This window comes from Spirochaeta thermophila DSM 6578 (assembly GCF_000184345.1).
Taxonomy (GTDB): domain Bacteria; phylum Spirochaetota; class Spirochaetia; order Winmispirales; family Winmispiraceae; genus Winmispira; species Winmispira thermophila.
In genome coordinates this window covers 445,216-460,671 of sequence record NC_017583.1, presented here as the reverse complement: position 1 = coordinate 460,671, position 15,456 = coordinate 445,216, and the positions used below count along the sequence as shown (strand labels likewise).

Annotated in this window: 13 protein-coding genes; 2 read left to right on the top strand and 11 right to left on the bottom strand. The window is 57.7% G+C overall.

Annotated elements, in window-relative coordinates:
• Positions 1–66 precede the first annotated feature (66 nt).
• Both kduD and kduI read right to left on the bottom strand, forming a co-directional pair.
• A complete protein-coding gene (gene kduD / locus SPITH_RS01905; protein ID WP_014624061.1) occupies positions 67–828 on the bottom strand; it encodes a 2-dehydro-3-deoxy-D-gluconate 5-dehydrogenase KduD in 762 nt (253 codons plus the stop codon).
• Positions 825–1,658: a 5-dehydro-4-deoxy-D-glucuronate isomerase gene (gene kduI / locus SPITH_RS01900; protein ID WP_014624060.1), complete on the bottom strand. Its 834-nt coding sequence runs from the start codon at positions 1,656–1,658 to the stop codon at positions 825–827. Before kduI ends, kduD begins: the two co-directional genes overlap by 4 nt.
• Positions 1,659–1,819: 161 nt before the next feature.
• Between kduI and SPITH_RS01895 the strand changes: the two genes are divergently transcribed.
• On the top strand, positions 1,820–2,923 hold the full coding sequence (locus SPITH_RS01895) for a glycoside hydrolase family 88/105 protein (RefSeq protein WP_014624059.1): 1,104 nt from the start codon (positions 1,820–1,822) through the stop codon (positions 2,921–2,923).
• Here SPITH_RS01895 and SPITH_RS01890 read toward each other — a convergent pair.
• Positions 2,920–5,016, bottom strand: coding sequence for a methyl-accepting chemotaxis protein (locus SPITH_RS01890; RefSeq protein ID WP_014624058.1), 2,097 nt, complete (start codon positions 5,014–5,016; stop codon positions 2,920–2,922). The genes SPITH_RS01895 and SPITH_RS01890 overlap by 4 nt on opposite strands.
• 197 nt (positions 5,017–5,213) lie before the next feature.
• On the opposite strand from SPITH_RS01890, the gene SPITH_RS11745 reads away from it, so the two are divergent.
• Positions 5,214–6,074 carry an IS1595 family transposase gene (locus SPITH_RS11745; protein ID WP_014624057.1) on the top strand — a complete coding sequence of 287 codons (861 nt, stop codon included), beginning with the start codon at positions 5,214–5,216 and terminating at the stop codon, positions 6,072–6,074.
• On the opposite strand, the gene SPITH_RS01880 is transcribed toward SPITH_RS11745, so the two are convergent.
• The 8 genes from SPITH_RS01880 to SPITH_RS01845 form a co-directional block, all read right to left on the bottom strand.
• Positions 6,075–6,521 carry a hypothetical protein gene (locus SPITH_RS01880; protein ID WP_041623966.1) on the bottom strand — a complete coding sequence of 149 codons (447 nt, stop codon included), beginning with the start codon at positions 6,519–6,521 and terminating at the stop codon, positions 6,075–6,077.
• 78 nt (positions 6,522–6,599) lie between these two features.
• Complete coding sequence (locus SPITH_RS01875; protein WP_014624056.1) at positions 6,600–7,700, bottom strand: GH12 family glycosyl hydrolase domain-containing protein; 1,101 nt, start codon at positions 7,698–7,700, stop codon at positions 6,600–6,602.
• Between the two features lie 69 nt (positions 7,701–7,769).
• A complete protein-coding gene (locus tag SPITH_RS01870; protein WP_052296240.1) occupies positions 7,770–10,019 on the bottom strand; it encodes a sialidase family protein in 2,250 nt (749 codons plus the stop codon).
• Positions 10,020–10,161: 142 nt separating this feature from the next.
• On the bottom strand, positions 10,162–10,596 hold the full coding sequence (locus SPITH_RS01865) for a hypothetical protein (protein ID WP_155816490.1): 435 nt from the start codon (positions 10,594–10,596) through the stop codon (positions 10,162–10,164).
• Between the two features lie 280 nt (positions 10,597–10,876).
• A complete protein-coding gene (locus SPITH_RS01860) occupies positions 10,877–12,547 on the bottom strand; it encodes an ABC transporter substrate-binding protein (protein ID WP_014624053.1) in 1,671 nt (556 codons plus the stop codon).
• 48 nt (positions 12,548–12,595) lie between these two features.
• Complete coding sequence (locus SPITH_RS01855) at positions 12,596–13,522, bottom strand: carbohydrate ABC transporter permease (protein WP_014624052.1); 927 nt, start codon at positions 13,520–13,522, stop codon at positions 12,596–12,598.
• A gap of 10 nt (positions 13,523–13,532) precedes the next feature.
• Positions 13,533–14,492, bottom strand: a complete 960-nt coding sequence (locus SPITH_RS01850) for an ABC transporter permease (RefSeq protein ID WP_014624051.1) — start codon at positions 14,490–14,492, stop codon at positions 13,533–13,535.
• 37 nt (positions 14,493–14,529) lie between these two features.
• On the bottom strand, positions 14,530–15,447 hold the full coding sequence (locus SPITH_RS01845; RefSeq protein ID WP_014624050.1) for an AraC family transcriptional regulator: 918 nt from the start codon (positions 15,445–15,447) through the stop codon (positions 14,530–14,532).
• Positions 15,448–15,456 lie beyond the last annotated feature (9 nt).

Below are 15,456 nucleotides of genomic sequence, written 5' to 3'. Positions count from 1 at the left end.
GGGGAGCAGATGTCCTGCTCCCCTCTTTGTGTCCCACCGTGTGTACGAAACGGATCGAGGAGGTGGCTACCGCGCGAGCCACCCTCCGTCCACCGCCACCACCGATCCGGTCATGTAGTCGCTCGCGGGAGAGGCGAGGAAGACCACCGCACCCTTCAGGTCGTCGGGCGAGCCCCACCGTCCCGCGGGAATCCGTCCCAGGATCTCCTTGTTCCGCACAGGATCCTCGCGCAGGGCACGGGTATTGTCGGTCTCGATGTAACCGGGAGCGATCGCGTTCACCTGGATGTCGTACTTCGCAAGCTCGTTCCCCAGTATCCGGGTGAGCCCCAGTACACCGCTCTTGCTCGCGGTATACGAGGGGACCCTGATACCCCCCTGGAAGGAGAGCATCGAGGCGATGTTGATGATCTTCCCCCCGGTTCCCTGTTCCTTCATCCTCCGCGCCACCGCCTGCGAGAGGAAGAACACCGATTTGAGGTTCACGTTCATCACCTCGTCCCAGTCCTCCTCCGAGAACTCCAGTATGTCGTCCCTCCGGATGATACCTGCGTTGTTCACCAGGATGTCCACCTTGCCGAAGGCCTTCACCGCCTCCTCCACGATCCTCTCCACCGGCTCGATGGAAGAGAGATCGGCCTCCACCCAGAGATACCGCCGACCGAGAGAGGTGATCTCCCTCTCCAGCCCGGGTTCCTCGCTGCGCATGACTGCCACGATATCGGCCCCCGCCTCCGCGAGGCCCAGGGCGAGCGCCCGACCTATCCCCCTCCTGCATCCGGTCACGATGGCCACCTTACCGTCGAGCTTGAACATGTCGAGAATCATCTGAGCACCTCCATGGGTACGGTATCCATATCGGTATAGGTCTGGTTCTCGCCGATCATGCCCCAGATGAAGGCGTAGTTCGAGGTCCCCACACCCGAGTGTATCGACCAGCTGGGAGAGAGCACGGCCTCCTCGTTCCGCATCACGATGTGGCGCGTCTCGTGGGGCTGCCCCATGAGATGGAACACCACCTGATCGGCGGGGAGTTCGTAGTAGAAGTAGACTTCCATCCGGCGCTCATGGGTGTGGGTGGGCATGGTGTTCCACACGTTGTGGGGCTTGAGGAGGGTGACCCCCATGCAGAGCTGGCACGTCTCAAGCACGTCGGGATGGATGAGCTGGTAGATGGTACGGGCATTGGAGTTCTCGTCGCTCCCGAGCTCGAGCTTCCTCGCATCCGTGAGGGTGATCCTCCTGGAGGGATACTCCTTGTGAGCCGGAGCAGAGAGGAAGTAGAACTTCGCAGGGCTCGTCCCCTCCTTGCTCATGAAGGAGACCTCACGAGCCCCCTTGCCTATGTACACGGCCTCGTTCTTCGCAATCTCGTACGCCGTGCCGTCGATGGTCACCACGCCGGGGCCGCCTATGTTGACCACTCCCCCCTCCCTCCGCTCGAAGAAGTACTCGGTGCCGAGCTCCTTGGAGGCACCCAGGGTGAGCCGGCCCTTCACGGGATGGAGGCCTCCCACGATGATCCTGTCGTTGTGGCTGTAGACGAGCCTGATCACGTCGGCCTGAAAGAGGTCGGTGACGAGGAACTCGTTCCGGAGTCTCTCGGTGTCGAACCCCTTCGCGTGTTCGGGATGTATACTATACCTCACTTCCATCATAACTTATCTCCTTCCTGTTATTTTGGTCTCATGAAAAATCTTACCCCCATCATTAGATCATGTCAATCTGACAACAATGTTTATGAGAACTAAAATGTTGACCTCCCCATCTTCCTGTCGTATACTGGATTCCGAATCTCATCTCCATGCAGGAGACGACCATGAGCCATACATCCATCGATCCGCTCTCTGTCGCCCGGGAGGCGGCCGAATCTCTCATGCACCGGTATCCCGATCCAGCCGAGCTCCCGCCCGCTCACAGGTGGCACTACCACCAGGGAGTCTTCCTCCTCGGGATGCTCAAACTCTGGGAAGAGACGGGGGAAGACCGCTACCTCGAATACGTGAAGGCCTACGTGGACGCGCTGGTCGACGAACAAGGCAACCTGGAGCTGGCTACCACGGAACTCGACGCCATGCAAGCCGGCAACCTCCTCTTTCCCCTCCATGAACGATACGGAGAGGCCCGCTACAAGAAAGCCATGGACTACATCCTCGGTCTCCTCGAGGGATTCCACACCACCCCCGAGGGAGGATTCTGGCACAAGGAGAAGTACCCCAACCAGCAATGGCTCGACGGGCTCTACATGGCAGGTCCCTTCTCCGTACACTACGCATCCCTCTTCGGACGACCTGAACTCTACGATTTGTTCGTGAAACAGGCCCTCCTCATAGAGCGACACACCCGCGACCCGCAGACGGGCCTCCTCAGACATGCCTTCGACTACAGCAAGCAGGCCCCCTGGGCGGATCCGGTCACCGGTATAGCCCCGGAGGCATGGGGGCGGGCCCTCGGCTGGTTCCCCGCAGCCCTCCTCGACATCCTCGATCACCTTCCCCCGTCACATACCGGCTACCGAGTCCTCGAAGAGATGTTCCGTGACCTCATGGGGCCCATCGTGCGGGTCCAGGACAGGGCCACGGGGCTCTGGTTCCAGGTCCTCGACAAAGGGCACGACCCTTCCAACTGGCTCGAGACATCCTGCTCGGCCCTCTTCCTCTACTCCCTCTCCAAGGGGATCCGCACGCACCGCCTGCCGGTGGATCCCTATATCACCCATGCCCGGAAGGCCTTCCAGGGAATCGTGGGCAAGACATCCCGTGACCCGGAGGGCTATCTCCACATCCACGACATCTGCATAGGCACCGGAGTGGGAGACTATCGGCACTACCTCGAGCGACCCCGCTCCATCGACGACCTGCACGGTGTGGGGGCCTTCATACTGGGATGCGTGGAGTTCCACCGGACGAGGGAGAGTATCTAGCCCTCGTCGTTCTCGAGCACGAAGAAACTGAGGCTCTCCTGCACGCGGGCGATACTCTGCTGGGTCTCGGCGTTCTCCTTCCGGAGGACGTCGAGCACCTTTTCGATCTCCTCGGACTGGCCCCCAATCGCTTTCATCGCCTGCTCGATCCGCTGTGTGAGCTCGTTGAGTCTGCCTGCCGCATCGAGGATGTGGGCATTCCCCTCGGCCATCTGGTGTGAGCCGTCCTTCACCTGGGCGGTGATGGAGCGCATCTCCTCGAGGGCCTGGAGGATCTGGGTACCCCCCGCCCGCTGTTCGTGGAGCGCGTTCCCCACCTGCTGGATGTAGGAAGCGACTCCCTCGAGCCGTTCGAGAATGAGCTCGAAGGTGCTGAAACTCGCCTGCGAAAGCCCCACCATCTCCTCGATGGCCCTCCGGATGTCCCGTATGCTCTCCCGGATACGCTTCGAGTGGTTGGTGGTCTGCTCGGCGAGCTTCCTGATCTCGTCAGCCACCACGGCGAACCCTTTGCCCTTCTCTCCCGCGTGAGCGGCCTCTATGGCGGCGTTGAGAGCCAGGATATTGGTCTCGGAGGCCACACCGGAGATGATCCTGTTCGCCTCTTCCAGCTGTTTCGACGTGTCGCGAATGACTTCGGCGAGCTGCACCAGGTTCTGGAGCCCCGACTTCCCCTCCTCGGAGGCACTCTGGAGGGTGGTGAAGTTGTCCGAGAGGGCTTCACCCATCCGTCCGATGGCCTCCACGTTCTTCACCATCTGTTCCACTGCGGTGGCCGACTCCTCGATCGAGGACGACTGCCGCGAGATGGCCTCGGAGAGCATCTCGATGTTGCGGGCCATCTGCTCCACCGCGGAAGAGGTCTCCACGATGCTCGTATTCTGTGCTTCGATATCCGACGAGGTACGGTCGAGCTGGGAGAGTATGTCCTCCACGGCGTGGGAGGTGTGGTCCACCGCCTGGGCGAGGGCCCCTCCGCTCCGGGCCACGAGGCTCATCTCCTCCTGCACCCTCCCCACCGTCCGGCGTATCCGCTCCACGAATCCGGAGAAGAGGTTGAGCATGAAGGCCATCTCATCCCGCCCCCTGATCCTGGGCGGCACCTCGAGATGTCCCCGCGAGACCTTCTCGATGCTCTGCTGAAGGAGGCGCACCCGCCTCACCACGAGGAGCCTGAGCACCATCACCACGAGGAGCCCCTGCACCGCCAGGGCGATCAGGGCCCCCACCCCGCCCAGGGCGAGGATCCGGAACATCCCTTCGAGGAGTTCGGCGCTTCGGGCCACCCCCACTACGAGCCAGGGGATGTCGTGGTAGAGCACCCACGAGTAGGCGATGGCCTCCCCCCCTCTCCGCAGGGTACCCGATTTTATGTTCCGCTTATAGAGCTGCTGGAAGAGCTCGGTCTGGGAGATGTCCGAGAGGAGCAGGGCGCTGTTCGGATGGGCGATGATCCTCCCCTCCCCGTCGACGATGTAGAGGTAGCCCGTCCTTCCGAACACGTTCTCCGAAAAAAAGAGCGTGTAGAAGTTGGAGATATCCACGAAGGCCCCGAGGAAACCCAGGAGCTCGCCGTCGCGTAACACGGGGGTCACGAGCATCATGCCCGGCCGTCCTTCCTGGAGGAGCACCGCCCCGGGGATGAGGATGGGTTCCTTCTTTATCAAGGCCTGGTTCCGTATCTCAAGGGGATCGAAACGCACTCCTCTCGCCTCACCGACCACGGGCGTCGCATCGGCTCCGTAGATCACCACGTCCGCGAAGAACCGTCCCTCCTCCGCCATCACCTCGGAGGCGATCTTCCGGAGCTCCTCCACATCCCCTTCGGAAAAGGCCTCTTGGACCTCGTCATCCTCCGCCTCCTCGGCGAGACGGACCCTCAGCCCTCCCATGAACAATTCTATGGTCTCGGACGCCTGATCCGTGGTATTGAGCATATCCTGAAGTTGAAGCGAGAGCACATATTCGGAGGCCTGGTGTCCCCAGAACACGAAGAGACCGATGAAGAAGGCCCCCATGATAAGCGAGAGGAGCAAGACCAGTCTGCGACTCAGGTACCCCCTGGGCGCTCCATGTGTGAGATTCGTATTCATCCCTCATTCCTCTAGTGTGATATCAGAATCAAGTATAACAGGTGCACTGCGGTTTTTCCATCCGGCACACCCGTTTTTACACAAAACTCCGTATATACTATCAATTCTTTTTCAAAAATAAACTTAATTAAAAAACAAGGTGATTACCATTTTTGAGCCACCTGTGGTATAATACCGAAGAGAGAGGTGGCACGGATATGGACGTCGTAAGTCTTTCAACACTTGCAAGCGATAGAGAGAAAACGGTCTCCTATCTGAGAGAGAAAGGTCTCCTCGTCACGTACACCCGGTGTCCCTTCTGTGGAAGTGAGCATATAGGCGAGGTGAGACGAGAGAAGTACAAGTGCTACCAGTGCAGGAAAGAGTGGAGCATACGACGAGGGAGCATCTTCGAGGGGATGAAGCTCTCCTGGGAGAAGATCCTGTGGGCAATGAAGCTCTTTGAGATGGAAGTTACCGCCCACAAGGCGGCTTTGCAGTTACGGCTCTCCTATGAGGTGACGCTGAGGCTCTACACATTGTTTCGGAAGGCGATATGGGTCCACACCCAGAAGGAGGGGAAGAGCCTGCTCGAAGGTGAAGTAGAGATGGACGAAAGTTATTTTGGAGGAAAGAGAAAGGGGAAGAGGGGGAGAGGGGCGGCAGGGAAGATTCCTGTGTTTGGGATTCTTGAGCGAGGGGGAAAAGTGCAGGTGGAAGTGGTGGAGCAGGTAAGTGCGGAGGAGCTTGTACGACTGGCAGTGGCCAAAGTGAAGCGGGGGTCGCTTGTGTATACCGACCGGTTCAAGAGCTATGATGGGCTTGTGAGCTATGGATTCAGGCACAAGCGGATTGATCACGGGAAGCGATTTGCGAATGGGAAAGTGTACATCAATGGGATAGAGGGGTTTTGGAGTTATGCGAAAGGGCGGCTGCTCCAGCATCACGGGGTGAGTGTAGAACGTTTTCCGCTCTACTTGAAAGAATTGGAGTGGCGGTATAATCATAGGGAGGAGGATCTATTCGAGCTTCTGCTGGAGGTACTTAGAGAGTACTCCCGGGTGGCAAATAATGGATAATCACCAATTGGTAAGTGAAGCCGTGACGGTGGTGTAATCATTAGAAGAGAGGATGCCTCCCCACCCCTGCTCTGAAAGAAAGATATCGGCTTGGTCCTGAAGGAAAAGGGTGAGATTCACAGTAGACTTGTACGTGATATCGATCTGAGAATAGGAAGACCAGTCGGCAGGTGTGGACCAGACGAATTCTGCCCACATATCAGTAGAAGATGAAGTCATTCTGAACGCCCCTTCGGTATCATCCACTGAGTAGTCCTGCACTCTAGAGGAAGCAGGGGAGAAAAGCTCATACAGCTCTTGGGGTCCGAGCACAACCCCCGACTTCGGAGAAGGGGAAGGCGAGGGGTGTTCTTCATCTGTCGTCCCGGTCGGGCACCCTCCCCCAAGCAGCAACACCCCACTCAGCAAGAGGAATAACACGGACCTATGGATAACTCTGCGACTCATACGTACGCCTCCCTTAAGCAAAATGCCTCCGTCTATGACGGAGGAGGGAGGGGGTGCTCAAGGCACCCCCGTTTCCCTCTACTTCATCTCAACATGAGACCAAGCGAGCGACCCCTTGTAGTGGATGTACCAGTACCCATCAGATGCAGGGGGCACCTGATGCTGTGCCACCCACCTATTGGTGTAATCGTTCCCGTTGATCTCAAGAAGATCGAGATTCCAGGAGTTCACATATCTTCCCCAATCCACCGTGGTGGAAAAATCATCGGTCTTCCATAAGTATTCTCCCGCCCCATCATAGGAAAAGGGGAGATCCATCTCGAGATACTCACCGCTGGTAGGCGCGGGGGTCGGAGTGGAACTGGGCGTTGGGGTCACGGTCGGGGTGGGTGTAGGCGTAGGGGTCGGGGTGGGTGTTGCCCCGGAGGAGGAGAGGTTCACCTCGTACGCACTTATGGCGAAGTCACGCCCTCCTGGAGAGGAAGTGATCTCCCATCCGAACTGGAGCTGGTCTACCTCCACATCGCCTATCCAGCCTGCACCCTGTAGCCACTCGAGGATCGCCTTTATATCCACTGTGCCCGAATCCAGAGCCGAGCGCCTCACAAAGGAGAAGACCTCCTGGGAACCGTTCGTTCCCCTGTACACATTCCAGGTATGGCCTCCCACCGTGATATCGGTGTAGACCGGAACTGGATTGCCTGAACTGTCCCACTCATAGGAGATGGGCTTTACGGCACCCACATAATTCATCCAGAGCATCACTTCATAGGCGTAGTCAGCAAGCCACACATCGTATGTCGAGTTGTAAGCACCGTCGGAGGGGCGGGTGGAGATGGTGAAGGAACTCGTGAGCGCCTCCAGCTCGCTTATCCGTAAATTGAGCATCCTGCTCACATTGGGATATGATTTGACCCCTCCTGTGTCAGGATGGTCCGCCCATACTCCCCAATCATAATAGGCGTTCGCCCATATCCTCTGCGATCCCGCTCCACTACCCCACACGTTGTTATAGAGCGTGTACTCTCCATCGGTCCACGTGGCCCACTGATCCCAGGACTCCCATACTGCTCGCGATGAGATCTCACCGGTTGCACCGGGAGACACGACCTCAGTACATCCTCCCAGCAGCAAGAGGGCTGCAAGGACTGCACCCCATAGGGCTCTTGTGTGTTCCATGAACACCTCCCATAAGACGGATTCTTCATTCCGCTCACAGCGGAAGGTACCCATCCTCACCGCTGGGAGCTATTCGAACTCCCAGTACACGATCCCCCTCCCGTTTGTTCCCATATACACTCGGCCATAAACCCGACGATCCCCCGTGATACACATCGCGACGCCGCACTGTTGAGAAGAGTCGTTCACTCGAAGCCAGGTCTTCCCTTCGTCATCCGACTGCCACACCCCCCACCCACCCCGATACTTCATCTGGGTGTACACTGCAGGGTAGTGACTGTCAGAGGCGGCCTTTCCGAACCCTACAGCCCGGGCCCACTCCACCCCAGGAATACGTTCCCACGTTTTACCCCCATCCTTTGAACGGAGGAGTCCTCTTTTTCCCGCAGCCACCCAGAGATGGCCTTCCTTCCCAAACACCGCCCGCATGTTGAGCTCCGTAATAAGAGATGGATCCACCTTGAAATCGATCTCGTTCACCAACACGAATGATCTCGCCCCATCAGTACTCTCGTACCATACCCCATCCTTGTAGGCATAGAATCGGGAGGGGTTCACCCGATCAGAGATGACCTTTGCAAAAGGAGGGAGCCCTTCACAGGGAGTCCAGGTTCGACCATAGTCAGAGGACCAGTGGGGGATGATCTCCACCCCCTCCTCTCCTGGAGGAGCCCACACAATCGTCGTACCATCGGCAGAGATGGCCGCCGAGCCCCCCCAATTCTTGCTCGTCCCTTTGAGTTTCCGGGGCACCGGCTTCCACGTCTTTCCCCCGTCTCTACTCACCCCGAGGGTTCCATCCCCCATCCGGATGATGATCGAGGGGACATGCTCAGCAAAGTCCACATCACTCACCGAGCCTATGTAAGGATTCGTGATCATAGGCTGTGCCTTATCAAGTTCAAAGTGAACGAACCCACCTATATCTCCCATACCGCTCACGAGTGGTGCCCCCTCCGGGAGACTCTCGAGATCGAGCACCGCAGTCTCTTCAATACCTTCAGCCCCCACAAAGATGTGAACCTTCTCACCTCTATCCCAGGCAGTGAGATTCTCGGTTCGGTAGAGGGTTGCTCCTGTCCCATACATCATGACATCGGAGTTGAAGGGATCTATGGCGAGCGCAGTGATCATCCATCCAAGCTTTGGACTTTCCTCGGGAGGGGCCTTTCGGGTCCCCCAGTCGAGCCAGGGAGCCAGGGAGTAATCGAGGGTGTAGTGATCCACCCTGGTAGGCCATTCAGTGATCTCCCATATCGGTTTCCACGTCTTTCCACCATCGGTGCTGCGATAGAGGATCTCATCAGGCCACCACTCATTAAGGGTGGACGCCACCAAGACCTGAGGATGCTGCCAGTCCACGGCCACTGCACCCACACCCCTATCGTTCGTACGATGCGAAGGATCCGGATCATGGGGAGGAAGGGAGATATCCTCCCATGTCCTCGTGTTGAAGGAAAATTTCCATATCGCCCCACCCTCATAGCTTGAATTGAACGGACCACACCCCGCATGGTAGGCCACGATCAGGGCCCCTTCAGGAGAGTAGATCCCCTTCACCGGATAGTATTTCCCCAATGGATCGTTCGAGGAGAGGAGACCGTGTTCCTTCACTCCCTCGAAAATCTTGCCTGGCTGACCTTCCAGAGGGTGCCAGGAGTCCCCCCCGTCCAGGGATTCATAGATTGTGGGACCGGTATCGATCACCCCTACGTATATATGCTTCGATCCCTCACCCAGCTCTCCAGAAGTCGGATCAAAGACCACCCATGGAATCCCGTAGAAGAACTTGTGCCCCACATAGGTGTAGAAATCTGCATCATAGACATTGCCTGTCACCGGGAACGACTCCACACGTTCCCAGGTATAACCGTGATCTCTCGATCTCCAGAGTCCTTGACCGAAGGAACCGAAATACACGATCCTGTTATCGTTTGGATCGATGGCGAGCCGCTCTCCCATCCCCCTCCCCGGCATGTTACCGCCCATCCGGAACGGCATCTCTACTCGGGTAAAAGTCTCTCCATAGTCCTCCGAGACGAGCATCTCGGCAGGCCCCTCGGTCCAATCAGTGGTATACATCCCCGCGGCGATGATGAGTCTGTTCGGCTCCACTGGATCGGTTGCGATACTCGCAATACCATACTGGTCATAGTCCTCAGGTCCCAGAAAGTCGATGAGAGGGATCCACTTTTTAGAGGAGGGATCCCATCGATAAGCCCCTCCTATATCGGTACGGAGGTACCAGAGATCCTTCTCCGAGGGATTGAAAATGATCCCGGGGATATACCCTCCACCTACGACCTTCACCTGCTTCATCGTCCTAATCCCTCGCGTATCTGTTACTCCTCCCTCCTCTGTTACAGAAGGGGAGACGCACGCAGTAGCGAGGAATCCCACACTGAAAAGGAGGATGACAAGCAGCACTAAAGATACGATCTTCATTTTCACTGGAGCCCCCTCATTCAGCCCGTATGCCTCGTGAGGTGTCGAACACGATGGAAGATCCTCTATTCAACACAATTCCCATGGAGGAGACCCGGCTTGGATCCCACTCCATGTTTCCCCAGGCCTGGGAGAGGTTGGTGATATCGATGATAATGGTCTCCCACTCCCCTGTGCCGTAGAGGGCTCCCCAGCCTGCAGTCCAGGCACTGTTCCAGTTGGCATCCGCAGTCGTGATGACAAAAGTGGCACCTCCAGTGAGCTTCACCGGTATGAGCAGGTTTGCATACCCCGAGAGATCCACCGGAGGCTCGATGTCAAAGTAGATGCCTCCGCTCTCCCCAGAGAACTCCACATACACGAGGGATCCCTCATCCCTGCGCGCACCATCCGCCCGTACCCGTACGATGGGAAGGAGGATCCCCTCCTCGACAGCAACACCTTCCCTCACCGTCTCATTTTCCTCTGCGTGGCCAGCTGGAGTGGAAACAGTGACACATGAGGGAAGAAGGAAGAGTACTCCCCAAAAGAGGACCCACCAAAGAAGCTTCACATGCCTCTTCATAGACATCCTCCTCTTTTCTCATACGTCTATTATGGAGCTGTTGAGAGGATCGGTCTTTGCGAATGTTGCGCATTGTGCGAACGAAATTGCGGAAACCTGTACTACACCTGCATACAAAAACCCTGCCGGCTCTGCGCCGGCAGGGCAGGAGGTACCGTATCCCGGATCACTCCGGGAACTGGAAGCCTGGATTCCAGAGCTCTATCCGCTCTCTCAGGAGACGGTTGAACTCTTCGGTAAGCCTGGGGAGACCGGCCTCTTCCATCTCCTTGAGGTAGGCGTCCCAGATTTCGTCGAACTTCTCGGGCGGCGCCATGATCGCCTCGGGGATTCTCCTCATCCCTATATCGTCACGCACCCTGTTGTCGATGGCCACGAGATCGGAATCGTCTATGCGAACCATCCACGCAGCGCCGTAGGGTTTGGGCGGGAACTCATCCGGTCCGGGGAAGAGATCCATCCACATCCTGGCTCCGTAGCCGGCGAGGACCTTCTTTTCCACCTCGGTATAGTTCTTGATCTGGTCCTCTGGCTCACTGTCAGGCATGATGTAGTTTCCGGTGGAATCCTTGATGCGGCCCCACTGCGGGAAGGGATAGCTGTAGTTCCCTATGCCCGTCTTCTTGGAAAAAGCGGGGTCGGTCCGCCGCATCTCGTCGATCTCGGGAAGGAAGACCCGTTTGCCGTTCTCGTCGTACTTCCAGTGGACACCCTCGATACCCCAGTGGGTGAGTATCTGCGCCTCCTCGGTCGCCAACCAGTCGAGGAACTCGATGGCCCTCGCGGGGTCCTTGCAGTCCACGGTGAGGGCGACGCCCCATCCGCCCGTATATCCCGGAGACTGGTTCACCCGGCATACCACGTCCTCGCTGATAACGATGGGGTACTGGCCGTACATCCGTTCTTCCATCCCTGCCTGCCTCAGTGCAGTGACAGGCTCTGAGATCTCCCACCCCGCATCAGCCAATGCGAGCACACGACCTGAGGCGATCTTGGCCTTGTACTGATCGTACTTCTGGATGAAGCTCTCCTTATCAAGGAGCCCCTCGTTCCACATGTGGTTGAGCCACCTGAAGTACTCCCGTTCGATCTCCCGGGTGTGGTGGCGCACCGCACGGAAGGTGGTCTGATCCACATACCACTCACCGTCGTCCGATCCACCCGTGGCAGCCCACGCCGGGTTGGTCACCGAGATGAGGAAGCGCCACCCGTCGGCGAGCAGTGTCATGGGGATGGTGGGCTGCCCATTGATCGTGGGATGTTTCGCATGGTAGGTCTTGATCGCATTCTCGAAATCCTTGAGAGTCTCGAGACGGGGGAAACCCAGCTCGAGGACCACGGCGTGCTGGAGCCAGAAGAGTCCGTTGGGCACGATGATCGGGTCGTGGACAGGATAGCTTCCCACGTAGTAGATGTGGGGATCTTCCTTGCTCCATCTGAGCCGATCGTAGAACTGGCCGTACATCTTCTTCAAATTGGGACCGTACTGGTCGATGAGTTCGTCGAGCTGGAGGATTCCGCCTGCATCCTTGAGCAGGTTGAGATCCCCCTTGGCGTAGACCAGATCCGGGTAGTCGCCGCTCGCGGCCATCACCGCGAGCTTCTGCTTGGGATCACCCACGGCGAACTCGATCTCCAGCGTCACCCCAGTGCGCTTCTTGATCTCCTGGGCTACCGGACTCTGGAACTCGTCCCAGTTGGGGTTCACCTCTGCGTTGAACATGGTGAACGTGATCGGCGTCTTGGTGCCGACCGTAGTCTCGGCGGCTTTCTCCCCCTGACCCGTGGCGAACACCACCATGGGGATAAGGAGGATGAGAGGCAGCAGTCTCTTCATCAGACACCTCCTGGTTAAGGTATACATTCCGCCCGACGGGCGGCTCGCCTACTGTTTCAAGGCCCCGAGCACCAGCCCCCTGGTGAAGTACTTCTGGAGGAAGGGATACACACAGAGGATGGGCACCGTGGCCACGATGGTCATCGCCATACGGATGGACTCAGGAGAGACCCTCCGGGTCTGCTCGGTGAGGGCATAGCTGTAGATATCCTGGGCCGAGGCCGCGGCCTGGGACTGGACGTTGGTGAGGATCTTCTGAAGTTCGAACTGGAGGGTCGTGAGGTACTTGTTGGAACTCGCGTAGAGATAGGTGTCGAACCACGAGTTCCAGTGTCCTACGGCGATGAAGAGTGCGATGGTGGCAAGCACAGGGAGACACAAGGGCATCACCACCCGTGAGAAGATCACGAAGTCGTTCGCCCCATCGATCTTGGCCGACTCCTGGAGCTCGTACGGCAGTCCCTCGATGTACGACCGCAGGACGATCACGTTGAAGGCACTGATGAGTCCGGGGAGGATGTACACCAAGAAGTTGTTGATGAGCCCCAGCGATCGTATGAGCATGTAGTCCGGGATGAGTCCCGCGCTTATGTACATGGTCATCACGAAGATCCCGGTGACGAACCTGCGCGCGAAGAAGTCCCTCCGGCTTATCGCATAGGCCACCATCGCGGTGGAGACCAGTCCCGTCACCGTCCCCACTGCGGTCCTCAACACGGACATCACCGCACCCCTCACCACACTCGGATAGCTGAACAGGTAGGCGTAGTTCTCCAGGGTGAATTTTCTCGGAAAGATGGTGATACCTCCCCGCACCGTGTCCACAGAATCGTTGAGGGATATGGCGAGGACATTGAGAAAGGGATAGAGGGTCGCGATCCCCAGGAGGATCATGGCCGTATAGTTGAAGGCATTGAAGAGGGCATCCCCTCGCTTCGCCCTTCTGTAGCGTTCCCTTACCATCACCGACTGCATCACCTACCTCCTACAGCACCCGCATGCCTGTGGTCTTCTTGCTGAGCCGATTCACCGTGAAGAGGAGGATGAGGCTCACCACCGACTTGAAGATCCCCGCGGCCGTCCCCAGGGCATACCGCCCGCTTCCTATCCCGTAGTCGAGCACATACAGGTCGAGCACGTCCGCATACTCCTTGGTGAGGGGAGTCCTCAGGAGGAACTGTTTCTCGAAGCCGATATTGATGAGGTTCCCGATACTCATGATGAGTATCACGATCACCGTGGGCATGATCCCCGGAAGGGTGATGTGCCACATCTTCCTGAACCTCCCTGCCCCGTCCATGGTGGCAGCCTCGTAGAGCTCCGGGTCTATGCCGGCGATCGCCGCGAGGAAGATGATGGAGTTCCATCCTATTTCCTTCCAGACATCAGAGAAGGTCACGACCCACCAGAAATAATGAGGCTTCGTGAGGAAGGGGACCGGCTCCTTCACCACCCCCAGAGAGAGGAGAAACTCGTTGAGGGGCCCCGAAGGACCGAGCATCTGGAAGACCAGGCTCGCCACGATCACCCAGGAGAGGAAGTGCGGCAGGTAGGTGATGGTCTGGATCACACGCTTGAAGAACATGTGCCGTATCTCGTTGAGGAAGAGGGCGAGCACGATAGGGAGGGTGAAGCCAAAGGCGAGACCCAGGAGGCTCATGGCGAGGGTGTTCCTCATCACCTCCCAGAACTTGAGATCTTGGAAGAGGATGATGAAATATTTGAGCCCCACCCACTTCTGCTGGAAGAAAGAAAGGCCTGGCTTGTAATCCTGAAAGGCCATGGTCCAACCCCAGAGGGGCAGATACCTGAAGATGATCACCCATATCACAAAGGGGAACGACATGAGTATGAGGTATCGCTGATTGACCAGCGTGGACCACCAGGAGGTCCCCCCTCTAAGCGAAGAAGAGGTCTTCGCGTGGTGCACTACACTCGCAGGCATCACTCATCTCCTTTCATAAAACTGTTCCTCCGTGTCATCACCTTCCACCGGTCTTCACCGCCCGGGGGGCATAGGCCCGCCGGTACTGGGCCGGGGTGAGTCCCGTGAACCTGTGGAAGAGCCGGATGAAGTAGCTCATATCGTTGAATCCGCACTCGTACGCCACGTTGAGCACCTTCTCGTCGCTCTCAATGAGCATGGCCATGGCCTTATGAACCCTGTAACGGTTGATGAACGCCACCGGCGTCCTTCCCGTGAGTCGCTTGAACTCCCTGATGAAATGGTACTTGCTGAGGTAGACCAACTTCGCCAGGTCATCCACCGAGATCTCCTCCTGATAGTGTTCCTTGATGTACTCGAGCGCAGGGAGGATCTTCTCCACGGCATAGACATCGCCTGCAACCTCGGATTTCTGGACCACCCCGTTCGAGAAGATGAGGGAGAAGACCTTGAACAGGGCCCCCTTGATACCCAACTCGTATCCCGGCCCCTTGTGATCTGCGAGATCCACCACCTCCATGAGCTCATGAAGAACGGCCTTTCCCCACAGGGTCTTGCGTGAGATCACCCCGGGGAACGAGAGGAGCCGCTTTTTGATCCCTGTGAAGTAACGCTTGTGGCATACGTCTTGGACCTCCCCCTCCAGGAGGTCGAGATGGAAGACCAGGGCGATGAAGTGGAAGGGCTGGTGGTCGAGTGATTCGGCGGCGTGAAAGGTCCTGGGAGGGATGAAGAGGGCCTCTCCCTCTCCTACCTCCACGAACTCTCCATCCCTGAGCACCCGGGCGTTCCCCCGCACCACCAGGAGAAACTCCATCTCCTCGTGCCAGTGAGGATCTATGGTGTAGCGACTGAAGTATGGATAACGCAAATAGTTATCGTAAAGGGCAAACGGGAAATCCTCGGTCCCATGTCTCCGATCTTCCTTGTCCTCAGGATGAAGGATGGGTTCCATGAGCTCACT